22 protein-coding genes are annotated in these 24752 nt (G+C 67.2%); 6 read left to right on the top strand and 16 right to left on the bottom strand.

Annotation, left to right across the window (positions count from 1 at the left end):
- From AC5P60_RS05470 to AC5P60_RS05515, 10 genes are all read right to left on the bottom strand, one after another.
- The gene (locus tag AC5P60_RS05470) at positions 1 to 627 is read right to left on the bottom strand and encodes an ATPase (protein WP_483693200.1); all 627 of its coding nucleotides are present in this window, start codon (positions 625 to 627) and stop codon (positions 1 to 3) included.
- 3 nt (positions 628 to 630) lie between these two features.
- Entirely contained in the window at positions 631 to 972 is a 342-nt protein-coding gene (locus AC5P60_RS05475; RefSeq protein ID WP_005413623.1) for a type II toxin-antitoxin system prevent-host-death family antitoxin, read from the bottom strand.
- Positions 973 to 1042: 70 nt separating this feature from the next.
- A complete protein-coding gene (locus AC5P60_RS05480; RefSeq protein WP_495201702.1) occupies positions 1043 to 2638 on the bottom strand; it encodes a sensor histidine kinase in 1596 nt (531 codons plus the stop codon).
- A gap of 9 nt (positions 2639 to 2647) precedes the next feature.
- Entirely contained in the window at positions 2648 to 3052 is a 405-nt protein-coding gene (locus tag AC5P60_RS05485; RefSeq protein WP_024956513.1) for a response regulator, read from the bottom strand.
- Positions 3053 to 3187: 135 nt separating this feature from the next.
- Positions 3188 to 4642 (bottom strand): surface lipoprotein assembly modifier, encoded by a 1455-nt coding sequence (locus tag AC5P60_RS05490; protein ID WP_483693202.1) that lies wholly within the window; start codon positions 4640 to 4642, stop codon positions 3188 to 3190.
- A gap of 90 nt (positions 4643 to 4732) precedes the next feature.
- Positions 4733 to 5497 (bottom strand): Slam-dependent surface lipoprotein, encoded by a 765-nt coding sequence (locus AC5P60_RS05495; RefSeq protein ID WP_024956511.1) that lies wholly within the window; start codon positions 5495 to 5497, stop codon positions 4733 to 4735.
- A 53-nt stretch (positions 5498 to 5550) separates the two neighbouring features.
- A complete protein-coding gene (locus AC5P60_RS05500; protein WP_483693203.1) occupies positions 5551 to 8673 on the bottom strand; it encodes a TonB-dependent receptor in 3123 nt (1040 codons plus the stop codon).
- 183 nt (positions 8674 to 8856) lie between these two features.
- Positions 8857 to 9813, bottom strand: a complete 957-nt coding sequence (locus AC5P60_RS05505) for a FecR family protein (RefSeq protein ID WP_049450891.1) — start codon at positions 9811 to 9813, stop codon at positions 8857 to 8859.
- An 85-nt stretch (positions 9814 to 9898) separates the two neighbouring features.
- Positions 9899 to 10399 carry an RNA polymerase sigma factor gene (locus AC5P60_RS05510; protein ID WP_049450892.1) on the bottom strand — a complete coding sequence of 167 codons (501 nt, stop codon included), beginning with the start codon at positions 10397 to 10399 and terminating at the stop codon, positions 9899 to 9901.
- 171 nt (positions 10400 to 10570) lie between these two features.
- On the bottom strand, positions 10571 to 11497 hold the full coding sequence (locus AC5P60_RS05515) for a LysR family transcriptional regulator (protein ID WP_049450893.1): 927 nt from the start codon (positions 11495 to 11497) through the stop codon (positions 10571 to 10573).
- 151 nt (positions 11498 to 11648) lie between these two features.
- On the opposite strand from AC5P60_RS05515, the gene AC5P60_RS05520 reads away from it, so the two are divergent.
- The 6 genes from AC5P60_RS05520 (at position 11649) to AC5P60_RS05545 (ending at position 17761) form a co-directional block, all read left to right on the top strand.
- A complete protein-coding gene (locus tag AC5P60_RS05520; protein ID WP_049450894.1) occupies positions 11649 to 12515 on the top strand; it encodes a pirin family protein in 867 nt (288 codons plus the stop codon).
- A gap of 72 nt (positions 12516 to 12587) precedes the next feature.
- A complete protein-coding gene (locus tag AC5P60_RS05525) occupies positions 12588 to 13268 on the top strand; it encodes a hydrolase (RefSeq protein WP_483693204.1) in 681 nt (226 codons plus the stop codon).
- A 77-nt stretch (positions 13269 to 13345) separates the two neighbouring features.
- Positions 13346 to 14767 carry an alginate export family protein gene (locus AC5P60_RS05530; RefSeq protein ID WP_483693205.1) on the top strand — a complete coding sequence of 474 codons (1422 nt, stop codon included), beginning with the start codon at positions 13346 to 13348 and terminating at the stop codon, positions 14765 to 14767.
- 120 nt (positions 14768 to 14887) lie between these two features.
- The gene (locus tag AC5P60_RS05535; RefSeq protein WP_108269783.1) at positions 14888 to 16549 is read left to right on the top strand and encodes an amidohydrolase; all 1662 of its coding nucleotides are present in this window, start codon (positions 14888 to 14890) and stop codon (positions 16547 to 16549) included.
- A gap of 87 nt (positions 16550 to 16636) precedes the next feature.
- A complete protein-coding gene (locus AC5P60_RS05540) occupies positions 16637 to 17278 on the top strand; it encodes a hydrolase (RefSeq protein ID WP_005409869.1) in 642 nt (213 codons plus the stop codon).
- 84 nt (positions 17279 to 17362) lie between these two features.
- The gene (locus AC5P60_RS05545) at positions 17363 to 17761 is read left to right on the top strand and encodes an OsmC family protein (RefSeq protein ID WP_005413631.1); all 399 of its coding nucleotides are present in this window, start codon (positions 17363 to 17365) and stop codon (positions 17759 to 17761) included.
- Positions 17762 to 17803: 42 nt separating this feature from the next.
- Here AC5P60_RS05545 and AC5P60_RS05550 read toward each other — a convergent pair whose 3' ends face one another.
- From AC5P60_RS05550 to AC5P60_RS05575, 6 genes are all read right to left on the bottom strand, one after another.
- Entirely contained in the window at positions 17804 to 18133 is a 330-nt protein-coding gene (locus tag AC5P60_RS05550; RefSeq protein ID WP_495201703.1) for a hypothetical protein, read from the bottom strand.
- A 97-nt stretch (positions 18134 to 18230) separates the two neighbouring features.
- Complete coding sequence (locus AC5P60_RS05555) at positions 18231 to 19976, bottom strand: putative porin (protein ID WP_099604691.1); 1746 nt, start codon at positions 19974 to 19976, stop codon at positions 18231 to 18233.
- A 42-nt stretch (positions 19977 to 20018) separates the two neighbouring features.
- A complete protein-coding gene (tolA, locus tag AC5P60_RS05560; RefSeq protein WP_049450905.1) occupies positions 20019 to 20684 on the bottom strand; it encodes a cell envelope integrity protein TolA in 666 nt (221 codons plus the stop codon).
- Between the two features lie 39 nt (positions 20685 to 20723).
- Positions 20724 to 21137, bottom strand: coding sequence for an ExbD/TolR family protein (locus AC5P60_RS05565; protein WP_005409874.1), 414 nt, complete (start codon positions 21135 to 21137; stop codon positions 20724 to 20726).
- 10 nt (positions 21138 to 21147) lie between these two features.
- Positions 21148 to 22932: a DUF2341 domain-containing protein gene (locus AC5P60_RS05570; RefSeq protein ID WP_483693206.1), complete on the bottom strand. Its 1785-nt coding sequence runs from the start codon at positions 22930 to 22932 to the stop codon at positions 21148 to 21150.
- Positions 22933 to 22970: 38 nt separating this feature from the next.
- Positions 22971 to 24587, bottom strand: a complete 1617-nt coding sequence (locus tag AC5P60_RS05575) for a ShlB/FhaC/HecB family hemolysin secretion/activation protein (protein ID WP_049450908.1) — start codon at positions 24585 to 24587, stop codon at positions 22971 to 22973.
- Positions 24588 to 24752 lie beyond the last annotated feature (165 nt).

Raw genomic sequence — 24752 nt, forward strand, 5'->3', positions numbered from 1 at the left:
CTAATCCGAGGTGTTCAATTCCATCGCACGCATCACGATGGGCTTGGCCCAATCCGGCGTATGCAGCAGCTCGGCCACCGAGACCGGGTACTGCAGTTGGCCATGCGCCATCGCCAGCACCGGCAGCGGCTCGACGCAGCCGTCGGCGTCGGCGGGAGCGCTGTTGTCGTAGACATGCAGCTCGGCCAGGTGTGGCAGCAGGTCCAGCAGGTTCTCGCGCGCCGAATCGAAGCGGGCGTGGATCTTCTCCACCGGAATATCGTGGCCACCGGCCGCTACCCGCGCAGCGACGCGGGCGATGTGCAGCTCGACGCTGGACAGGCCGCAGAACCATACCGCCACATGATGCTGCTCACAGGCCTCGCGCAGCAGGCCTGAAATGGTGTTGCCGCCCAGCGTGGTCTCGAAGGCGAAGTCCGTGCCATCAGCCATGGCCTGGCGCAGGCGGCGGGTGCCTTCCTGCCAGGCCTCCGCATTGGCATCGGGCAGCGGCCAGCCGGCCTCCACCAGGCGCCGGGTGAACGAATCTGGGTTGAACCAGCCCAGCCCTTCGGCTTCCAGCCAGGTACCCAGCAGCGAACTCTTGCCGGCGCCATTGACGCCGGCAAGCACCAGGATCCGCCCCATCGGTCAGAGCGGACGGCCGAGGGTGACCTTGCGACCGCGGCGGATCGGCTGGCCCAGCACCTTGCCCAGCCCCTCCCCGCGCTGCAGGCTGGCCAGGGTCTGGTCAAACTCACCGCGCAGGCGCAGCAGTTCTTCGCTGCGCTCACCGGCATCGCCGCCAGCGGCCTTGGCCAGCAGTTCCTGGTAGGTGCGGATGTCCACGATCACCGCTTCGGGGTGGTTGTGGTTGGTGATGACCAGCGCCTGCTTCTCGCGCACGGTGCGCATCAGGCTCGGCCAGCCACGGGTCTTCACCGACGACGCGGGGGCCTTTTCGAGGCCAGGCAGATCCAGCGGCAGGGTCATGGCACGGCTCCAGACGGGGACAATTGAGGCCATTATGCCCAATTTGGCCCAATTGGGGATAAATGGACCTCTACCTGCCGGAACCGCCCGCCGCCGCGCCGGGAGCATCGGTCTGCAGCAGGCTGTCTCGCTCGCGCAGCGGAAAGCGGATCCAGGCATCCAGGCCCTGCGGGCCAAAGCGCAGCTCGCCGCTGCCGGCGAGTTCGTAGGGCACGCGCTGCTCGATCAGCGCCCGGCCAAGGCCACGCTGCCGGGGCTGCTCCCAGTCCTCCACTTCGGCATGGCGCTCGCACCAGTGCAGGCCCAGCCATGGCTGGCCGGCCTGAACCTGCAGATCCCAGGTCACCTCGATCCGGCCATCCTCATGGGTCAGTGCGCCATGCCGCAGGGCATTGTTCGCCAACTCGTGGATCGCCAGGGACAGTACTTCGGCCGCCTTCGGCGGCAGCAGCACATCCTCGCCCTGCAGGCGGTAGGCCGCCGCTGCCGGCGTCTGCGCCGCGATCTCCTCATGGAGCATGCCACGCAGGCAGACCCCGGCATTGGCGCCGCGGGTCAGCAGGCTCTGCGTGCGCGCCAGCGACATCAGTCGCCCGCACAACCGTTCAGCGTATTCATCCACGCTGCTGACCGACTCGCGGGTCCGCCAGGCAATGGCATGGATGGTCGACATGATGTTGCGCACCCTGTGCTGCAGTTCGGCCAGCAATACAGACTGGCGCTCGGTGGCACGCTTGAGATCGTCGATGTCCACGGCGATGGCAAATACGCCGCTGACCTCACCGTCGCCATCGCGCAGGGGCGCGGCCGCGATCCGGGTCCAGCGCGCGCGCCCATCGTCATGCAGATACTGGAACTCCAGCCCCGGCACCACGGTCTCGCCGCGCATCGCACGGGCGATGGCGAAATCCTCCGGCCCGATGGCGCTGCCGTCCGCATGCCAGCCACGCCAGCGATGCAGGTTCACCTCATCCGTGGAGGGCACCATGCCGCTGGGCAGGTAGGCACGCATCTGGTCGTTGGACAGCTGCAGGCGCCCTTCGGTGTCGACAATGCAGACGCCCACCGGCAGCACCTTGAAGGCCAATGCCAGGCGCCGGTCCGCCTCCCGCCGCTTCTGCTCTTCGCGCTCGCGTGCCGATTGGGCCACATGCGCCGCTGTGGTCTCGAACATGGTCACGAGCACGCCGTTGATGCGCCCTTCCTCGCCACGGATCGGGCTGTAGGTGATGGTGAACCAGACATCCTCCAACCGCCCGCGACGCGCCAGGGGATAGAGTTTGTCCTCGTAGGTGATGGTTTCGCCCTGCCAGACGCGCTGGTAGATCGGTCCATTGATATGCCAGACCTCGGGCCAGCACTCGCGGGTCGGCTGGCCGAGCCCTCCGGGATGCTTGTCGGCCAGAATCTCGGCATAGCCATCGTTGTAGAGCTGCACCAGCTGCTCACCCCACAGCACGATCATCGGGAAACCATGGGCCAGCATCAGGTCGACGGTGGCGCGCAGGTGGGGCGGCCACTGCTCGCAGGCACCCAACGGCGTGGATGACCAGTCGTGGCGGGCGATGCGCGCGGCCATGCCATCGTGGCGCACATGCAGCTGCGGTGCAGGTGGCATCTGGCCACGCAGCCTGGCGGCGTGGATGTCTTCAGGACGGCGCGACATGCCGCGCAATCAGGCAATGCCCGCAGAGACCTGCGGCGCCGCCACCAGCGCGGCCAGCTGCTGCACCAGCGCTTCGATGTGATAAGGCTTGGTACAGCGCGGCGCGCTGGCAAAGCGGCTGGGCAGGTTGTCGTCGTAACCGGAGGTCAGCAGGAAGGGGATACCCGTCTCGGCCAGCCGATCGGCCAGCGGATAGACCTGCTCACCGCCCAGGTTGATGTCCAGCAATGCCACATCGATGGGATGGGTATCGACCAGCCGCCCCAGCGCCTGCAGGTCACCGGCAGGCCCCACCACCTGTGCGCCTTTCAGCTCCAGATAGTCGACCAGAAACATCGCGATGGCGAATTCATCCTCCGCCACCAGTACACGCAGCCCTTTCAGGCCCTCTGGTTTGTTGCCCGCTTCCAGCACGACCGGCGCTCCTCGATACACGCGGCCCAGCTCTGCCGCAACACCCGAAGGATGCGCGAAACGGGCTACAAGAGCGCGTGATGATGAATGAAGATCGCGGCCACGGCGCGTTCACCGTGGAGCGCAGCGGCGCGTTCAGAAGGCCCGTTCCCATTTCAGGCTGAGCAGGCTGCGGTCGTGGCTGTACAGCCAGCCGACGTTGCTGTCGATGCGCGCGTAGCGCAGGCTCAGGCTGGGCACCAGCCCGGCCACCGCCAGGCGCTCGCTGCGCACGACAGCAATCAGGTTCTGTTCGCTGTCCTCACGCCGCGCCTCCAGCAGCGGGCTCCACGCCTCGTAGTCGCGCTCGCGCAACGACACGAACACGGTGGCGGTGGTGCCCGTCCACTGGCGCGCCGCCCCCAGGCGCAGTCCACGCTGGCGGTAGCCGTTGGCCGGATTGGCGGCGCGGCTGTCACTCAGGTCCAGCCCGGCAAAGAGGGTCCAGCGCGGGTTGAGCGCACGGAACCAGGTGGCGTACACCGCGGCCAGCTCACCGTCGTAATTGCTGGCCAGGCCGCCCTGGCGATAGCGCTGGCGCTTCCAGTCGGCCTCCAGCCTGAGCAGGCTTCGCCCGTTCAATGCATATTGCCATTCGCCATGCAGCCCGCTGCCGCCCTGCAGGGCCCGGTTGCCCAGGCCCTGGTAGTCATAGCTCGGCGCGATCTGCAGGGTATGCCGAGCGCTGCGCCAGCTATAGCCCGCCTGCACGCTCGCATTGAGCTCGTTGTAGGCGCTGTGCCCGCGCCATGCCTGGCCGAACGCAAGCGCGCGCACATAGACGCCGTGATGACCGGCCAGTGCCCAGCGACGCTCCAGGTTGCCGTCGTAGTCCAGGCCGATGGCGCGCTGGGCATCGGGAAGATTGCGCTGGATGATGCAGGTGTCGCCCACTCCGAACAGGCAGGTGCGGCTGGCCGAGCTGCGGTTGATGTTGTCGCTCCATGCCGGGCCGGCTGCCAGCGCTCCTTTCCAACGCCTGCGCGCCTGCAGTGCGGCCAGGTAGGCGTCCACCCGTCCGCGTACACCCGCGGTAGTGGGGTCGTCGGCATTGATGCCACCGGCGATGGCCGTGAACAACGCCTCCGCATCGCGGTCGCGCTGGTCCTCGGCATGGACACGTGCAAGCTCAAGGCGGGCCGGCAGGAAATCCGGCTGCGCCGCCAGCAGTGCTTCGTACTCGTTGGCCGCGCGGTGGTGATTGCCGGCCACCCGCGCCAGGCCGCCCTGCGCGTAGTGGCGCAGCAACGGGTCGTGGCCGGGCAGTTCGATGTATTCGTCCAGGAAGCGCTGCGCTGCGCCCCATTGCTGATGCTGCAGCGACAGGTACAGCGCCTGGCCCAGATCGTCGACCGTGCGCTCCACGCGCAGGGTCTGGCCGTCGATGGTGATGGTCGGTCGCGCCGACTCGGCCTGCTGCAGGCGCTGCTGGTCCTGCTGCTGGTGGCGCAGCTCGCTGCCCTGCTCCAGCACACGACGAAGATCATCCTGCTGGGCGCGCACATCGGCAGCCGCCAGCAACAGGATCACAAGGAAGATGGGATGGCGCATGGTCGATCCGTGGCGGTGCATGCAGCGGGCCGAAGCAGGGACTGGCGGATCGCGGCTTGTCCCTGCCCTGCCCCGTCAGGGGCGTGGCAATCAGTTCTTGCTGCCGCCGAAGGCGGTGTCGTACTGGCTGTTGCCGGCGAAGGTGGCGATGCCGGCCAGGGTGGCCGCGTTGGCGCCGAAGAACTGGCCCTGGGTGGTGCCGTTGACGCTGCCATTGACGTTGGCCGAACCGGCGAACGATGCATCGGCACTGTTGATGTTGGCAACGATGGCCAGGGTCAGGCCATTGCCGGACAGCGCACCATCCAGGGTGCCGGCGCCGAAGTCGGCGTCGAAGGTGCCGCTCAGCAGGTTGCTGCCGTTGAACTTGTTCAGGCCGGCCACGGTGTAGGACGCCACGCCGGCGGGCAGCGTGGTGCCGGCGCGGTCGCCAACGAAGTAGACCTGGCGGTTGTTGAAGCCACCGGCAGCGCCATCCTTGGACCATTCGCCGAACCAGACATCGCCACTGCCGACCTTGACGAAGTTGAAGTGGCCCATGCCGGCGTGGCTGCCCGGTGCGCCGGTGATCGGCATGGCCAGGGTACGTACCGTCACGCCATTGACGGTGGTGGGTGCCGAGTAGGCGCTCAGGCCCTGGAAGTCCACCGGCTTGGCCTGGGACACGGTACCGACACCGATGCCGGCCTTGCCAGCGCGGTGCGGGCCGCCATTGACCTGCGATTCGCCAACCGCCACGTACAGCTCGGCATCGGTCCTGGCACTGGCGGCACCGACGATATCGGCAGCATGCGCGGCACCGACCAGAGCCAGCGAGGCGGCAACGGCGAGCACCGAACGGGAGATCATTTTCATGGTATTGCTCCTTGGTTGAGGGAACTACGGGTACAACGCGTGAAGGTGGGAGATCAGAAGCGCGCGGTGACGCCGAGCTTCAGGGTGCGACCCGGGGCCGGCAGCGTGGAGCGCGTGGCTGGATCGACGTAGTAGCGGTTGCCGAGGTTGCTGCCGACCAGCTCGACGCTGGCATGCTCGTTGAAGCGCCAGCGCGCATAGGCATCGACGGTGGTGATGTTTCCCCAGGTGAACGGCACGTTCTGCCAGAGCAGGCCGCTGCCACCGCTCAGCAGGCGCTCACGGTAGACCTGCAGGTCAGGGTTCTCGTGCCGCTGGTAGTGCACGATGCGGCTGCCCAGTTCCAGGCGCTCATCTGACAGGCGCGTGCCCAGCGACCAGTTGATCGACAGCTTTGGAATGGCCTGGGTCAGCAGGTAGCCACCGACGAAACCATCCTGCACGCAGTTCGGAACCAGGCCGCGGTTCGCGTCCAGGAGCACCGCCGTGCTCTCGTCACACACCTCGTTTTCCAGCGTGCGGGTGATGCCCAGATCGGTGAAGAAGCGCCGGTTGTCGAAGCGGGCCTGCAGTTCGATACCACGGATGGTCTGCTTGTCGATGTTGTCGAACAGGAAGTTGCCATCGCGTTCGATCACGTCACGGGTCTTGTGCACGTAGTACGCCAGCTTGACGTCGGCATCGGCGGTGTTGCCGAACAGGGCCGACAGGTTGTGCACGTAGCCCACTTCGTAGTTGTAGGCGTGCTCGGGCTTGAGCGCATGCAGCGGATTGAGGCTGCCGGAGAAGGCGATGGTGCTTTCGAACATGCTCGGGAAGCGCACCGCTTCGCTGTAACGCACGTAGGCACGGGCCGCCGGGGACAGGTGTGCGGTGGCCGAGAAGGTCGGCAGCCAGGCATGGTCGCGGCGGCGGCTGTTGCGTCCATCGACCGGCTGTGACTGTACGCTGTTGCCGATGTTGCAGACTTGGTCGCTGCCGGCGAACACCGGCTGCACGCCGGGAATGGCCGCCACTTCGCCATTGAGGCAGGGATTGGCGGCGCGGGTGTAGTTGCCATCGGCATCGGGCAGCCAGGGCCGCGTGTACCGGACCGGACGCGGCGTCTCGTACGGTGCCAGCAACGCACGGATGCTGTCGTCGATGAACCAGCCCATGCCGCGCTTTTCCCATACGGCGCGGCGTGCTTCCAACGCGTCGATGCGGGCCTGCAGATTGGCGGGACGGGGCGGCAATTCGTTCACGGTGTACTGCGCTTCCTTGCCACCTACGCCCTTGGTCAGCAGCTCGGGGTGCGCCTCGAGGAAATCGTCGAAGGCCCAGTAGCGGCTGTAGCGCACGCCTGCATTGAGGGTGAGGAAGTCGACCGGCCGCCACTCCAGGGTGAGGTAGCCTTCACCCTCCTGGCGGCGCCCGGCACGCGGGAACATGCGCCAGCCATCGGTGGTGCCGAAGTACGGATCGCGGGACCCCAGCTTCTCGTACTGCCAGTTGCCGCCCACGGTCAGGTCCAGGGTCGAATGCAGCGCGAAGCGGTTGCTCAGGATCAGGCCGGTGCGGTCATTGCGCGCGTTGGCCAGCGCGGTGTTGCGCAGGATCGGGCTGGCGTCCGGATTCCACGCCGGATCACCCACTGCGAAGTTCGGGAAGCCGCCAGCGCTGTAGGTATCGCTTTCCGTTTCCGTGCGCCACAGGTTGGCGTACAGGTCCAGCCAACGACTGCCAGCGGGCTGGAAACGGTACTCCAGGTTCCACGCATCCGAATCGACCCGGCTGAGCGGCCACTGGATGCGACCGTAGTCCGGGGCCGACAGGATGCGCGACGGCATGATCTCGCCGTAGTGCGACAGCGTGCGCCGCCAGGTCGCCTTCAACTGCTGGTCATCGTTGATCTGCCAGCTGCCCTTGACCAGCCAGGATTCCTGTTCGCTGGAAGTATTGGGCACTTCATCGCCTGGCTTGAAGTAGCGCGCCAGTGTGGTGATGTAGTCGATGCCCTGGTACTCGAACTGCTCGCGCCGGTCCTGGTCGTAGTAGGCGCTACCGTTGGACCCGGAGAAGTAGTTGCCGCGCTTGCGCCAGGCATAGGCGGCCATCAGGTCGACGTTGTTGCCACGCACGCCCAGCGCCAGGCGCCAGGCCTGGTCCTCGCCATCGAAGGGGTTGTTGCCACTACGCGATTTCACCGGCACCACCAGGGTGCGGTCGTCGTAGGGTGAGTTCGGCGAGCCCTGCGGGAAACCCGGCACGGTGCGGTAGTCCTCGCCGGTGTGCAGCCGCGGCAGGCGCGGTGCCACCGCATTGCTGCTGCCTTCGATCTTCAGCTCCCCGCCGAAGCGCTCGCCGGCAGCGACGACGTCATCGACGTCGATGGTCTTGATCACCAGCGCGCCACCGATCCCGCTGTGCACATCGCGCACCAGCCCTGGCCCCTTGATGACCTGGATGCCACCAATCAGGTTGGGATCGATGTAGTTGCGGTTGCTGACGCCGTTGTAGCCACGCCATACCGTGAGCGCCTGTTCGCCGCCGTCGATGCTGACCGGCACCCGCCCGGGCCCCTGGATGCCACGGATGTTGACGTCCAGCGCGCCGCTGTTGCGCGCATCGCCACTGAACACACCGACCAGATCCTTGACTACGTCGGCCGGATTGGAGCCACGGTAACGCTCCACCCGGTCGCGCCCCGAATACGCCGTGGTCATGTCCAGCGCGAACACATCGTCGTAGCCACGCCGATCGCGGGCCTCACCCCCTTCCGACTGAAGGCGACCGGCCACGTCCAGTGTTTCGGTCACCCGCACCCCTTCCCCTTCACCCGCCTCCGCTGCGGCCCGCAGGCTCCAGGTACCGTCCATGCCGCGCTGTGCACGCACGCCGCTGCCGCGCAACAGCTGCTGCAGCGCCTGCATCTGGCTGTACTCACCCTTCACTGCGCTGGAGCGGCGGCCGTCCACCAAGTCGCTGCGGAACACCACCTGCACATCGGCCTGGCGGCCAAAGGCGCGTACGGCATCAGCCAGTGGCTGCTCCGGAATGGTGTACTGGCGCAGCGGCGCGACGATCGCCGGCTGCGCCTGCACGGCCGGCACCCAGGCCAGCGGCAGCAATGCGGTGGAAACAGCCAGGGCCAGAGCGGTGGTGCGACGATGACAGGCGGATGCCGTGGACGGCATGGACGGGAACTCCTCAAGCGTGGCGGAACCACGGGCACATCCGGTGCCGGTGGCATGTCTGGCTTGAGGAGAAACGGTGTTTCGCTCTGGCTATACCTCTATAGACAGCGCGATGTGGCGATTGCCCACGGTTTTTTCATGTTTTTTTCATGCGACCGGTTCATCCGGGCAGTTGCGCGAGCCTCACCACACCACCAGCGCGCCGCCGGGCAAGCGCTGCACACGCAGCCCTGCCTGCGCGGCCACCGCATCGATGGCGGCCTCCGGTTGCTGCAGATGGAACAGACCACTGACCCGTACGTCCGCGCCCTGCCCGCCCAGTACCCAGACCGGTGCACGGCGGTAGCGCGCGAGATCAGCGATGGCCTGCGCGGCCGGCTGATCGTCGATCACTACCTCGCCACGCCGCCACGGCGCCATCGTCTCGAGATCTTCCAGTTGCACCGGCCGCAGCCAGCGACCGTCACGGAACACCCGTGCCTGCCCGGCATGCAGGCGCTGCACGCTGCCATCGCCGGGGCGCACATCGACCACGCCCTCGCTGACCTGAGTCACGACCGTGGTGTCCTGCATCGACACGCTGAAGGCGGTGCCGATGTCACGGATCTGGCCACCGCCGGCCTCGACCTGGAACGGTCGCTGTTCATGCACCACCTGGAACCAGGCCTGGCCGCGCAGCAGGTGCAGGCGCCGCCGCTGGCCATCGAACTCAACCGCCAATGCGGTGCCCGCATCGAGTACGGCGGTGCTGCCGTCCTCCAGCTGCACCACGCGCGGTGCATCGCTGCTGTGCAGGTCACTGCGTGCCAGCAGCAACGCCTGCGGTGCGGCCGCGACCACCAGTACCACGGAGGCGGCACTGGCCAACAGCCACGGCAGGCGGCGGCGCGGTGCGATCGGACGCAGCCCTTGGCGATCAGCCGTCAGCCCGGGCAGTGCGGCCAGCACCTCCGGCCCAGCGGCATCCAGCCCCTGCCAGAAGGCCTGCTGCTGGCGCCATGCCAGCGCATGGCGGGGATCGGCCTGCAGCCAGCGCTGCAGGGTTCGTTGTTGGCGTTCCGGCAGCGGGCCTGCACTGCACCGGATCACCCAGCGCAACGCCTGCCTGGCCTGACGCGGCGAGGGTTCGGACGTGTTCATGGTTGTGGCCTGCCGCACCCCGAACGGGTGCGCCTTCCTGTTGTGACAACGGCGGGCGCGATCTGCCCACGGCAATCGCAGCTCATCAATGCACTCCCTGCTGATGCTGCTGGATCAACAGCGCCGCGCGCAGCACATGCTTGCCGACCAGGCTCTTGGAAATACCCAGCCGGGCGGCGATCTCGCGCTCGCTCAGGCCCAGGTAGCGGTTGAGCACGAAGCACTCACGCACCTGGGCCGGCAGCGCGAGGATGGTCTGGGTGATCTCGCGCAGCTGCGCCTGGTCCAGCGCCTGCGCCTCGCCATCGCGACTCGCCTCGGCCATGTCGAGGGCGTACTCGGCCATCGCACGCCGCTCGCGGGCGTCGGACTGGCTGCGGTTGAGCGCGTGATGGTAGGCCATCCGGTACAGATAGCCGCGCGGCTCCAGGATGGGCGGATCGCCGGGCACGCTGCTGGCCTTCAGGTACAGGTTCTGCAGGGTGTCCTCGGTACTGGCCGGGTCGAGATAGCGCGCGATGAAGCGAGACAACGCACGGCGCTCGCGGATCAGCAGCTCGACCAGCGCCAGGGCATTGGGAGACATAGGTGCCAAGGCCGGACCGGGGAATGATGGGCGTGATGGCGACGGTCCGGACGTGGATTGTGGGCTGCACGGCCGCAGGCGGCAAGCCGCGGCCGAGAGCCTCATCCACGCATGGCGTGGATCTACCAAGGCGCAGGTCCAGTAGATCCACGCCATGCGTGGATGGAAGAGTTAGGGTTCCTCCAGCGCCTCGAAGCGTTCGGCGAGGTAATCGATCAGTGCACGCACCGCCGGCAACAGGCCGCGTCGCGACGGAAACACCGCGTGCACGATGCCATGCTTGGGCACCCACTCCGGCAGCACCGTCACCAGCGCGCCACTGGCCAGTTCGTCACTGATCATCATCCGCGGCAGCATCAACAACCCCACCCCGGCCACCGCAGCGGTGCGCAACGCGATCATGTCATCGCTGACCAGCCGCGGTCGATGGTGCACGCTGGCCAGCACGTCGTCCGGCCCGGTGTATTCCCATACATGCTGCTGGCTGGGCGATGCCAGATCGACGGTCGGCATCATCGCCAGGTCGGCCGGCACCTGCGGCGTGCCCAGCCGCTGCAGCAGCGCCGGACTGGCACTGGTACACCAGACGCGACGCGCCAGCACGCGTACCACCAGGTCGCTGTCCTCCAGTGGCGGCGGCCGCACCCGAATCGCCACGTCCACACCCTCGCCCACCACGTCGACGCGCCGGTTGGTGGCGTCCAGCTGCACCGTCACCTGCGGGTGCTGGGCCAGGAAGTCGGCCAGCATCGGGCCGATGCGCGCGTGCAGGATCGCGATCGGGCACGCCAGGCGGATCGTGCCGCGCGGCTCGGCGCGCGACATCGCAATCGCTTCTTCGGCTGCTTCGGCTTCGACCAGCATCGCCTTGCAGTGGCGGTAGTAGTCCTGGCCGACCTCGGTGACCGAGAAACGCCGGGTCGAGCGCTGGATCAGGCGCACGCCCAACCGTTCCTCCAGCAGCGCGATGCGCCGGCTCAATTTCGACTTCGGCATGGCCAGCGCCCGGCCGGCCTGCGAGAAGCCGCCGTGCTCGACCACCATGGCGAAGTAGAACAGGTCGTTGAGGTCGCAACGGCGGATATCAGCGATGAACACGGGGCGATCTCCTGTGGCGCAAGGCGCGCACCAATTGTTCACCAGATAGGACTATGACGGCAAATATTGGCGTCTACCGGCCCAATTGTCGCGGCGATATCGTCTCCTGCAACGAAGAACAGCGGCCGGCAGCCCCGGCCAGGAGATCGCCATGAAGCGTGTCACCGGTACCTACAGCGCCCCGCGCCCGCACTGGGTGGGCGACGGATTCCCCGCCCGCTCGATGTTTTCCTACAACACCCACGGCCAGCACCTGAGCCCGTTCCTGCTGCTGGACTACGCCGGCCCTTATACCTTCGCCCCCAGCGATACCCCGCGCGGGGTCGGCCAGCATCCGCATCGCGGTTTCGAGACCGTCACCATCGTCTATGAGGGCGAGGTCGCCCACCGCGATTCAACCGGCGCCGGCGGCACCATCGGCCCGGGTGACGTGCAGTGGATGACCGCGGCCTCCGGCATCCTCCACGAGGAGTTTCACACACCGGAGTTCAGCAAGCGCGGCGGCACGTTGGACATGGTCCAGCTGTGGGTGAACCTGCCGGCGCAGGACAAGATGGGTGCACCGGGCTACCAGACCCTGCTCGACGCACAGATCCCCTCGGTTGAACTGCCTGAAGGCGCCGGCCGGGTGCGTGTCATCGCCGGCCGCTTCGACGGTCATGCCGGCCCGGCCCGCACCCACACGCCGATGGATGTCTGGGACATCCGCCTGCGGCAGGGCCACCACGCCGAACTGCCGGTGGCCGATGGCCGCACGCTGGCGCTGGTGGTGCTGAAGGGCACGGTGCGGATCAACGGCGGCCAGCCGGTCGGCGAGGCACAGCTGGTCACCTTCGACCGCAGCGGCGAGGACGTGTTCGTCGACGCCGACAGCGACGCCACCGTGCTGCTGCTCAGCGGTGAACCGATCGACGAGCCGGTGGTGGGCTATGGCCCGTTCGTGATGAACAGTCAGGCCGAGATCGCGCAGGCGGTCAAGGACTTCAACAGCGGCCGCTTCGGCCAGATCGCGCACTGATCGTTTCAATGCGGCGGGCATTGGCCCGCCGCACCTTCCGGGCCATCGCCCACCTTCTCCAGGAGACTGACCATGAGTACCCCCGCCAACTTCAACGGTGCCCGCCCGGCGATCGATCCGGACAACGCCGCGATGCTGCTGATCGACCATCAGAGCGGCCTGTTCCAGACCATCGGTGACATGCCGTTCACCAGCGTGCGCGCCCACGCCACCGCGCTGGCGAAGATGGCCACGCTGGCAAAGATGCCAGTGATCACCACCGCCTCTGTTCCGCAGGGCCCGAACGGCCCGCTGATCCCGGAGATCCACGACGCCGCCCCGCATGCCCAGTACGTGGCACGCAAGGGTGAGATCAACGCCTGGGACAACCCGGAATTCGTTGCCGCAGTGAAGGCCACCGGCCGCAAGCAGCTGATCATTGCCGGCACCATCACCAGCGTGTGCATGGCCTTCCCGTCGATCGCCGCCGTTGCCGATGGCTACCAGGTGTTCGCAGTCATCGACGCGTCCGGCACCTACTCGAAGATGGCCGAGGAGATCACCCTGGCCCGCGTGGTGCAGGCAGGCGTGGTGCCGATGGACACCGCCGCGGTGGCCTCGGAGATCCAGCGCACCTGGAACCGCGACGATGCCCAGCAGTGGGCCGAGGTCTACACGAAGATCTTCCCGAACTACCAGCTGCTGATCGAAAGCTACCTGAAGGCGCAGGACGTGCAGAAGAACCACGAACAGCTGGATTCGCAGCGCAGCTGACGCCATGCGGGGCGGTGCGCCACAGTGCCGCCGCCCTGCTGTGTCTTTCCTTCTTCCATCCTGCACCGGAGGCGATCATGCGTTGGCCAGTTTCCCCTGCAGCGGGCATCGCGGCGCGTTCGATGGGCGCGCTTGCCGCCCTGTTAGCCGCTGCAGCCGGCGCGGAAGAGATCGTGCCGTCACCACCCGCCATCGATCCGTGGCGCTACAGCGAAGACTACCGCTACCTGCAGGATCCGGCCTTCCGTTCCGGCGCCTGGTGGGAGAAGGGAAAATGGATGCCGTTCGGTGCATCCGGCAGCCTGACCGTCGGCGCCGAGTTGCGTGCGCGCTACGAGCACTACACCAGTAATGAGTTCGGGCACGCACCTGTCAAGCGCGACGGCAGTGCGCTCTATCGTGCGCTGCCGTATGCCGATCTGAAGCTCAACGAGCATGCCAGGGTCTTCACCCAGCTCAACCTGAACCATGCCCGTCGCGACGACAGCACCATCGGCCCGGTGGACGATACCGGCGCCGAGGTCCTGCAGGGCTTCGTCGATCTTTCGCTGACCTCGCGCGACGCAGGTGCGACCTTGCGCGTGGGCCGGCAGGTACTGGCCTACGGCAGCGAGCGCCTGGTTTCGGTGCGCTATGGACCCAATGTCCTGCGCGCATTCGACGGTGGCCTGCTCGCGTGGCGGACGTCGCACTCCCGTACCGAAGCCTTCCTGCTGCGCCCGGTACGCAATGCCATGGGTTCCTTCAATGACCGTGGTGATCCGCAGCGGCGCGTGTGGGGCGTGTACACCACCTTCCAGGACCCCGGAAACCACCGCGATACCGGCCTGGATCTCTACTACCTGGGCCTGTCCAGCGATCGCGCCCGCTACGATCAGGGAGAAGGTGCCGAAACCCGCAATACGCTTGGCAGCCGTTGGTCGGGTCGTCGCAACGGATGGAGCTGGGACCTGGAGGGATTCTTCCAGTACGGCAGTTTCGCCGGCGCGCCGGTACGTGCGTGGTCGGTCGCCAGCGATGTGCGCCATCGCTTCGATGCGTGGCCGCTGTCGCCACGGCTCGGCCTGAAGGCCAACATCATCAGCGGCGACCGTGACCCCGACGATCGCGCGTTGCAGACCTTCAACGTGATGTTCCCGAAGGGCAAGTACTTCGGCGAAAGCGGCCAGGTCGGCCCGAGCAACCTGATCAACCTGCACCCCTCGCTGGAACTGGATCTGGGTGGTGGCTGGTCATTGGCCAGTGCAGCCGTCTTCTACTGGCGGCAGAGCGTGCGCGACGGCGTGTATGGCGCTGCCGGAAACCTGCTGCGGCCGGCGGGCAACAGCCGCGCCCGGTACATCGGCACGCAGGCGGATCTGGTACTGGGGCGCGAGATCTCCCGCCAGCTCAGCGTCGAAGCGGCCTATTCGATCTTCAGGCCGGGGCGCTTCATCCGGGACACCGGCCGCGCCGACACCGTCCATTTCATCGGCCTTGAGGCGCTCTGGCGCTACTGAGGCCGCGACGCCCCAACAACCCGCCGATGGCGGGTCCACATCACCGGGGAAGCACTGGATGCCCCAGCCACCCCAGCGCCCCGCGGCGATTGCCCCCTCCCCCCAGAGCGAGACACTTCCATGCGCGTACTGCTCCTCCTCTTCACGCTTGTGCTGCCAACCGTGGCGGCAGCGGCCGAGCCGGCCGACCTGGTGCTGCGCAATGGCCTGCTGTTGACCCAGGACAGCAATACGCCACGTGCCAGCGCGCTTGCCATCCGCGGCGAGCGAATCCTGGCGGTCGGCAGTGACCGCGCCATGCAACGTCATATCGGCCCCAGCACCCGGGTCATCGACCTGCAACGGCGCACCGTCGTTCCGGGCCTGATCGACACGCACATCCACGCAGTCCGTGGCGGCCAGACGTTCACCTTCGAAACCTACTGGTTCGACGCTCCCACGCTGTCCGAGGCGCTGCAGCGGCTGCAGCGCGATGCCCAGCGCAAGCCTGACGGGCAATGGGCCGCCGTGGTCGGTGCGTGGCATCCCGAACAGTTCGCGGAGGGCCGGGCCCCGACCCGCGCCGAGCTCGATGCCGCCCTGCCAGACAGGCCGGTCTACGTGCAGCATCTGTACGACTTCGCCCTGCTCAACCGTGCCGGCATCGCAGCGCTGGATCTGCAGGGCGAGCAGCCCCGCCTGCCCCCGGGCATCATCGTCGAGCGCGACAATGACGGACAGGCCACCGGCCGCCTGTCCGGTGGCATCGGTCCATTCAATGCACTGTTCGCGCAGATCAGTGCCAGCGCCGATCACGAAAAGAGCCTGCGGACCTTCTTCGCTGCCCTCAACGCGCAGGGCGTGACCGGTTTCATCGATCCCTCCGCCGGCCCACCATCGTCCTACGAAACATTGTTCAAGCTACGCGACCAGGGCGGGCTGACGCTGCGCGCCGGCTACCGCATTCCGGCCGGCACCCACGGTGATGAAGCCGAGTGGTTCCGCAACGTGATGGCGTTCCGCCCGAACCGGCACGACGATGGCGACATCGCCTTTCTCGGCCTGGGTGAGAACCTGGTCACCGCCATGAACGACGGCGTCCTGATGGGGCCTGGCTTCGATCCGCCGGCCGAGGCCCGGCAGGAGCTGATCGAGGTCGCCCGGCTGGCCGCGGAGCGGCGCATCCCGCTGGAGATCCACGCATACACCGATGATGCCGCCGATGCCATCCTGGACGCTTTCGAGGTGGTGGCGCGCGATCATGACCTGCGGCCGCTGCGCTGGGCGATCGCGCACCTGAACACCGGGTCACAGCGGACGTTGCAGCGCATGGCCCGGCTCGGGCTGGCCTACAGCGTACAGATGGGACCGTACTTCGAAACCACCGCGATCCATGCCGCCAACACGGCACAGGTTGCGGCGTCCAGCGCCCCGGTGCGGGCCGCGATGGCGCTAGGCATTCCGGTGGCGGGTGGCACCGACTCCACCCGCATCGGCGTGGCAGGCGTCTGGCAGGCCATCCAGTACCACGTTGACGGCCAGCCACTGGCAGGCGTGCGCCGCAGCGAGGACAACCTCATCACCCGCGATGCGGCACTGCGCCTGTTCACCCGCAATGCGGCCTGGCTGTCGTTTGCCGAAGACGAGCGCGGCTCTCTCACCGCGGGAAAGCTGGCTGATCTGGCTGTGCTCGACCAACCCTACCTGACCATGCCGGCCCGTCGCATCCACTCGCTGCGCTCGCTGCTCACCCTGGTCGGCGGCCGCATCGTGCACGACAGCGGCGCCCTGGACGCCGAATAGCCGCGTCCCCTGCCCTGCCATCCTGCCCCTGCCCGCCCCCGGGCATTCCCCCGCGGCCTCGCGCCGCTCCTGCAATGGAGACCCACCATGTCCAGTGAACCGATCCGCGACCCGGCCAGCGATCATCTGCTGACCCCGCAGAATTCCGCCTTCATCATCATCGACTACCAGCCGGTGCAGGTGAACTCCATCGCCTCGATGGACCGCCAGCTGCTGGTCAACAACATCGTCGGCACCGCCAAAGCCGCCGTCGCCTATGGTTTGCCGATCGTGCATTCGACGGTGAACGTCAAGACCGGCCTGAACAAGCCGCCAATTCCGCAGCTGCGCAAGGTACTGGGTGACTACCCCACCTACGACCGCACCACCATCAACTCCTGGGAGGACGTCGAGTTCCGCAAGGCGGTGGAAGCCACCGGCCGCCGCAAGCTGATCATGACCGCGCTGTGGACCGAGGCGTGCCTGACTTTCCCGGCCCTGGATGCGTTGAAGGAAGGCTATGAGGTGTATGTGGTGGTCGACGCCGTCGGCGGCACCTCGCTGGCCGCGCACGATGCGGCGTTGCGCCGCATCGAACAGGCCGGTGGCCAGCTGATCAGCGTGCCACAGCTGTTCTGCGAGCTGCAGCGCGACTGGGCCCGTTCGGAAACGGTGCCGGCCTTCATGAACCTCTTCATTGAAACCGGTGGTACGGCAGGCATCCAGTTCTCGTACGATCGTACCGAGTGATTGGATGGCGGCGCCGGTCCTGGCCGGCGGCGCCTTTTGGAGCAGTCGAGCATGGCTCGACGCCACAGACAGATGGAGAACGTGATGGCCTACGCACGCATTGTTTCAACCGCCGACAACTACCTGCACCACATCAGCAACGGCACATTCGCCGTGGATGCGGACGAGCCCGCCTCGTTGGGCGGTCAGGGCAAGGGCTTCGCACCGTTCGACCTGTACCTGGCCTCGCTGGCGGCGTGCACCGCCATCACCCTGCGCATGTACGCGCAGCGCAAGGGCTGGGAACTGGGCGAGTTCCATGCCGAGCTGCGCTCGGAACGTGACGCGGATGGTCGCTTCCATGTGCACCGCGTGCTGCATGCCAGCGCCGAGCTGAGCGATGCGCAGTGGCAGCGGTTGCTGGAGGTGGTGGAAAAGACCCCGGTGACCCTGGTGATGCGCGAGGGTGCGCGCATCACCAGTGAGCGTGGGGCTGCAGCGTAACCCCATCCACACATGGCGTGGATCTACTGTAGAGGCGAAAGCTCAGCGCCGTGAATGCAGCACGGTGCGCTGGCGCATCGCGTTGAATTCCTGCTCCACCTGCCGGATGTCTTCGGCCTGGAAACCGGCCGCATCCAGCAGCTGGTCGGCGGCAGCGGCGGCCAGCGGATCATCGTCACGCTGGCGCCAGCAGCGCGCCGGCAGGAAATAGCCCACCTCGCTGCGCCCGCGCATGATCACCACCGGCCGGCCTGCATACAGCAGGAACTCGGCCAGGTGCTGGCGCAGGCCCTCGACGGAAACATAGGCCGGCCCAACACCCAGCATCTGGCTGTACGGTTCGGGACTCTCGAACAGCTTGCGACGGCTCATCCACTCCTCCTTTTGAACAACGCGTGGTCTCCTTTCCTTAGACGGGCGCATCGCTGCGCCCCCGCCACGCACTACGTGATCCGCATCACGCCGCCACTCAGAAGCCGGTGTTGAACTCCAGCTGGAATACGTCGATCGACAGCGGCGCACCGGACACTTCCTTGGCCGCCATCCACTTGCCGCTGATCCAGCTGCGCGCGTCCAGCGCGTAGGCACCACCCACGTAGTAGCCGCGGGCGTTGGTACCGCCCAGGTGGAAGTTCGGATCGTTGTAGGCGTCCGGCAGCGCATCGGCCTCGATGTGCTTGTAGCCCAGCAGCGCCTGCCACTGACCCTTCTCCTTCAGCTCGGTGGCTCCGAAGGTGGCCTGCACCATCCAGGCGGTGTCGCCGCTGCGGAAGGTGTCGATGCTGGCGGTACCGCCGGCGCCGTAGTTGTTGACGATGCCGTTCTGGGCGCGGCTGAACATGGCCTGCTTGTCGTAGGCCAGGTTGCGGATGTAATCGCCGTCCAGGCGCAGACCGACGCCCTGTGCCAGCTGCGTGTCCCAACGCAGGTTCAAGGTAGCCAGGCGGAAGGCCGAGGCCAGGCCGACATACTGCGGGGTCGGCGTGTTGGCCGGGTCCAGCGGATTGCGCGCGATGTCGCGGATCAGCATCAGGGTGTTGCCCTTCTGCATGAACGCCGGGCGCGACCAGTCGGTGTCACAGCCCACCGCACCCGCGTACAGGGCGCACGGTGAGGACAGGCGGCCGCTGATGTTCTTGAAGTCGTAGTAGCCCAATGCAGCGCGCAACGTATTCTCGTCATTGAAGCGCCAGTTCACACCTACCTGCGCACCGGACAGCCACTTGTTCTCATTCGGGGTCTTGACCCGGCTCTGGCTGGGCGAGCTGTCGGAGGTGTACTCCAGCGGCACCACCGCGAGGTTGCCGAACAGATCGAGATCCCCGCCGTTGAAGTCGTACTTCAGGTTGGCGGCCAGGCCATCGAAGTTGAGGTCGTTGGAGAACAGCGTGTCACTGGTCCAGAACGGATTGCCGAAGCGGCCACCGCGCACCGTCACCCAGTCCGCCAGGCTGTAGGCCAGCCAGGCCTGGTCCAGCCACACGTCCTTCTTGCTCAGGCCGCCACCCAGCTGCTCGGTGGTCGACACCGGGCCATTGCTGCTGCCGCTGGCCAGGCGCACGCCGGCCGTGGTGTGCTGGCCGATGGTCGCCTCGATGCCCAGGCGCGCGCGGATGCGCCACAGGTTGCGGCGGTCCTGGCGGGTGTTCAGCAGCGGTGGCAGCTGCAGGTTGGTGTTGGTATTGGTGTCGAAGCCGTTGCCGGAATTGATCGACGACCAGTTGCTCACGATGTCGCTGTTGCGTTCGGAGAAGAAGCGCGACTCGCTGCGCACGCGCATGTCACCGGTGACCTTGATGCGCTTGGTCCACTCGGCCACTTCGTTCGGTGCCGCCCAGCCCTCGGACCTGGCCTGCGCCATCACGTCCTGGCGCACCTCGTCACGGATGCCGTCGCGCACGCTCTGCGGCACGTACGGCACGCGCACGTCACCGGCCTCCAGGGCCACACCACCGCTGGCAGTGGCGGGTGCGGTGGCTGCGGTGCGCTGTGCAGCCGCTGCTTCGGCCTCGGCCTGGACCAGCAAGGCCTGGCCGTCTTCGGGCTTCAGCGCACCGCTGGCGATCAGGCCCTTGATCAGCTTGACCATGGTCGTTTCGGCGGCCATCGCACCGGCCGGGGCGGCCAGGCTGAGCAGCACGGCACAGCACAGCAGCGCCCGTCGGGCCGGCCGCGGGCGGCGGGAGTCGGTTCGTGCGCGGACGTGGTCGTTCATCACGGTTCTCATCGAAAGAAGGGAAATCACGGAGGTCGGGAATCAGGCCCCGGGCCGGCGGCCCTGGATCAGCACGCGGGCGGGGAAATCGAGCGACGGCGGCGGTGCCTGGTCGACCTTGCCGATGCGTCGCAGCGCATCGAGCACGGCCGCGTCGGCCTCCTCGTTGCCACTGCCGCGCACCAGCTCGACCTTTTCCAGGCGGCCATCGTTGGCCAGCCACACATTCACCTGCAACTGGAACGCCAGGCGCTTGACCTTGTCATCGCGCGAGATCGCCTGCTGCATCAGGTAGCCGAGGTAGCGGCCGTAGGTAGCGTTGCCGGCGCCACCACGGCCAACGCCGGACGAACCGCCGCCACTACCGGACTGGATGCCGAAGTTGTCACCGCCGGCCTGCGCATCGGCGTTCATCGTCACCGGATCGGCATTGTCCGGCGTCGGCGTCGGCTCTTCGGCCGGCGTCGGTTGATCCAGCGGCTCCGGTTCGGGCATCGTCTCTTCTGGCGGCGTTTCCGGTTCCGGCGGCTTTTCCGGCGGCGGCGGTGGCGGCGGAGGGGGCGGCGGCAGCGCCAGCATCGGCGGCTGCACCACCGGCCGACGGGTGCTGGCAGTGTCCTTGAACAGCATCCACCACACGGCGATGCCGAGCACCAGCAACGCGGCCAGCACCAGCGCGACGGTCACCAGCAACTGGCGACCGCGCATGCCGGGCTCCGGCCGAGGGGGTTGATGGGCCGTCATGCCTCAGCCCTGCGCCTTGCCGGTGACCAGGCCGACCTGGGCCAACTCCAGCCGCCGCAGCAGGTCCAGCACCTCGACCACGCGGGCGTACTGCACCTGCGCATCACCGCGCACGATCACCGGGAAATCCGGCGTGGTCGCGCGCTCGGTGCGCAGCCGGTCTTCCAGTTCGGCCATCGTCACCGGGTAGGCGTCCAGGAACACCTGTCCACTGGGGTCGATGGTGATCGCCTTGGTCTTCGGCTTCTCCAGCGCGACGCTGTTGCTCGCCTTCGGCAGGTTGACCTCGATGCCGGGGATGGAGGCGTTGCTGGTCAGGATGAAGATCACCAGCACCACCAGCAGCACGTCGACGAAGGGCGTCACGTTGATGCCCTTCTCGCGCTTCTTGATGCCGAACTTCGCCTTCTGGCCCATGACGCGCCCCTCAGCCCTGGACCGTGGCCGGGCCGCGCCCGTCCTGCTCTTCGGCCAGGCGTGCGGCGAACTCGTCGATGAATACCGCCATGTCCGCGCCGATCGCCTCGGCGCGCGCGCCCAGGTAGTTGTAGCCGAACAGCGCCGGAATCGCGACACCAAGGCCGGCTGCGGTACACAGCAGCGCCGCGGCCATGCCCGGTGCCACCGAATTGATGTCCACCGCGCCGGCCATCGCCGCGACCACGAACACCAGCATGATGCCGATCACGGTACCGAACAGGCCCACGTACGGCGCACCTTCGATGGTGGTCGACAGCCAGTTCATGCGCCGCGCCATCGCTTCCTGCTCGCGCACCATCACCGCATCCATCGAGGCGCGGATCGCCGCAATGGTGGCACCACTGAGATAACCACTATTGCCGTCGCGCTGGTGGCGCTGCTGCAATTCATCGATGGCCACCTGGTAGATGCGCCACAGCGAACCGTCGTGCATCGCGGTGGGTGCCTTGCCCTGGCGGTCCATGTCGGACAGGGTGCGCAGCGGCACACCCGACAGCTTGCCGAAGCTCTCGGTGAACACCGCGTTGGCCTTGCTGGTACGGCCGAAGTGCCGCCCCTTGGCGATCATGATCGCCCACGACAGCAGCATCATCAGGCCGAGGATGGCGACCACCACCCAGGCGTCGAACGGCATCGCCTTGAGGATGAAGGCGAAGTGGCTCTGCCCGGCGGACTGCTCGTCGGCGCCGTAGCTGATCAGGCGCGAGTCGGCGCCCTGCGCGGTGGCATCGGCCAGCAGCAGCGCGGCCGGACGTGCCACGCGCGAGATACGCAGCTCATCCAGCGCGCCTTCGAAGCTGGCCAGCGGCTGCACCGCGCCCGGCGCATCGGCGCCCACCACCGGCGCGGTGGTCAGCGCCGGCAGCTCGCCGCTCAGCTGGGCGACCACGCGGCCATTGAGGTACAACTGCAGTGCGCCCTTCTCTGCGGTCAGCGCCACATGCGCCCACTGCCCTTCCGGAACCGGCTGCGCCGGCGTGCTGCGCTGGCCATTGAGCTGCACGAACGGCACGCGGTTCTCGATGCCCAGCACCAGTTCGGAAGCACCATCACGGCGGGCGTAGATTGCTTGAGCCGCATTATTGCTGCCCGGCTTGATCCAGGCCGAAACGGTGAGCGGCGCGCCCGCTTCCTGCGCCAGCGACGCGCTGGCCGGCAGCGGCAGCGGGCCGGCGCCCAGCTGCACGCCGCGGCCGATCACCGCGCCTTCCGACGGCGGCACCACCGCACCGGCATTGTTGCCATAAGCGGTGGTGTCGCGTGCCGGCGCATTGGCCTCGGCGAAGTGGTAGACCAGCGTATAGTCCGGATCGAACACCTGCTGGCCGTTGCCGCTGGCGGGGGCCTTTTCATTGCCGTAGTACATCCAGATCGTCTGCGGCGCCGCAGCGCTGACCGCCGGCACGTCCACCCAGACCAGCGCCAGGCCCAGCTTGGGATCGAACTGTTCGATCTGGTGGGCCAGCACGGTGCGGCCATCACCCGAGACAAAGCGCAGGTCGTTACCCGCATCCTGGGTGCCGTCGAAGCCGAAGTTGCCGGTATGCAGGCGCAGCAGCAGCGGGGTGCGACCCGGGTCACCGGCCAGGCCCGCGCCCTGCGGGCCGGCGTCGATGGTGATCGGCTTGCGGTACTTCCATTCGGCCTGCCACCAATTGGCATCGGCCGCAGCGGCCGGCAGCGCAACCAGCGCGGCCAGCAGCAACAACACTCGGGAAAGCAAACGGTCCATGCGAAGGGTCTCCGGAGAACGCATGTTCAAGGGAAGGGTCAGTAACTGGTGCTGATGTTGAAATGCAGGCGTGGGTCGTCCTTGCGCGTGACCGGGCCATCGGCGTAGGGCCAGGCGTAGTCCAGGCGCAGTTGCAGGTGTTCACCCAGGCGCAGCTGCGCGCCCAGGCCGACCGAGGCCAGGTTGTACTTGTCACGCTGTTCGGGCAGCGGCTGGCGCAGGCGCAGGTAGGCCGCGTCGGCAAAGCTGTAGACGCGCAGATCCGTGCCGCTCCACGGCGACCATGCCGGGGTGCGCCATTCCAGGCTGGCCAGGCCGCCGTAATCGCCGATCGCCTCGGCCGACAGATAGCCGCGCACGGTGTACATGCCACCGGCGGCGAACTGCTCGGCCGACACCAGCGGCGCATCGGTCACCTGCAACGAGCCGCGTGCATACCACTGCCAGTCGCTGCTGAACGTGTGGGTGTTGGCGACGTCCGCCTTGAACGCGACAAAACTGGGGTCTGCCCAGTAGCGCTTCTGCCCGAACCCGATGGCATCACTGCCATAGCCGAACAGCCGACGGGTACCGGCCACCAGCTGCGTATTGATACTCAACTGATCCTGCTCGCCCTGGCGCACACCGACAAACCCCAGGGTGATCGGCGCGTACTTCAACGGCGTCTTCAGGCTCTCCTTGCCCATCTGCGTGTCTTCCTCGGTGTCCTTGAAGTCCACGCCGAGGCTGAGCTGGCGCCACCACTGGCTGCTGCCGGCCAGTCGATAGTTGAGCTTGAGACCGATCGAATGGCCGTTGCCGATCACATTGGTTCCGGTGCCGGTACCGACCTGTCCGCCCGCGTTCAGCACGCGGCTGTCGGACTTGTAGCCGGAGGCTTCCAGGCTCCACGGCGTGCCTTCGAACGGCATCGTGTACGAGGCCGAGAACACCTTGGCCTGCTTTGTATCTTCCGGCGCCAGGTACACGCCGATGTTGGCGCTGTGCCCCCGCTTCCACAGGTTGTCGTAGGCCAGCGACGCACTCAGGCGCAGCTTCTCGGTGTCGGCGCTGTGGTCGTTGTTGATTGACGCGCTGGCACGCCACGGCGACTTCTCTTCGACCTGCAGGTCCACATCCATCGTGCCCGGCACCTGGCCTTCGCGCACCAGCGGCATCACCTGGCGACGCCCGCCCTCATTCAGTGCGGTCAGTTCCTTCTGCGCCTGGTCGAAGTCCGGCACCTTGCCCTCGGCAAGTGCCGGTACGCGTTCGCGGATGCGTTCGGGCGATTCGTGCTTCGTCCCCACGACCCGCAGCTGGCCAATCGGTGTCTGCTGTACCTTCAGCAGCACCACGCCACCGCTGACCTGCTGCTCGGGCAGCTCCACGTAGACCGACTGGTAGCCCGCCTGCTGGTACAGCGCATGGACGGCATCGCGTGCCTTCTCGACATCGGCCAGGGTCTTTCCCGGTCCGAGGAAGGGCTCGACCGCGCGTTCGATCTGGCGCGGATCGAGCACGGTGTTGCCGCGCACGATGTACTCATTGATGTTCACGCTGGGCGCGGGCGCCGCCTCCTGCGCGAACAGCGGCAGCGGCAGCGCCGCCAGGGCCAGCACCAGCGGATGCAGGCGCAGCGGGAGGCGGACGGCTCGGCACGGAACAGGAGTCATCGAAGGCATCGCGTCGTATCGAAGGAAAGGGCCATGGAGCGGCGCGTGGGTCTACCAACAGGACGTGTACGTCGCGTCAAAACCGCCAACAGTTTTGTGACAGCACTGTCATCTTTTGACGGCACCGCAACGCACGCAGGCGGACCCTGCCTTCTCCACACGTCT

The sequence above is a fragment of the Stenotrophomonas sp. YJH_SMC_120 genome, from assembly GCF_059368675.1.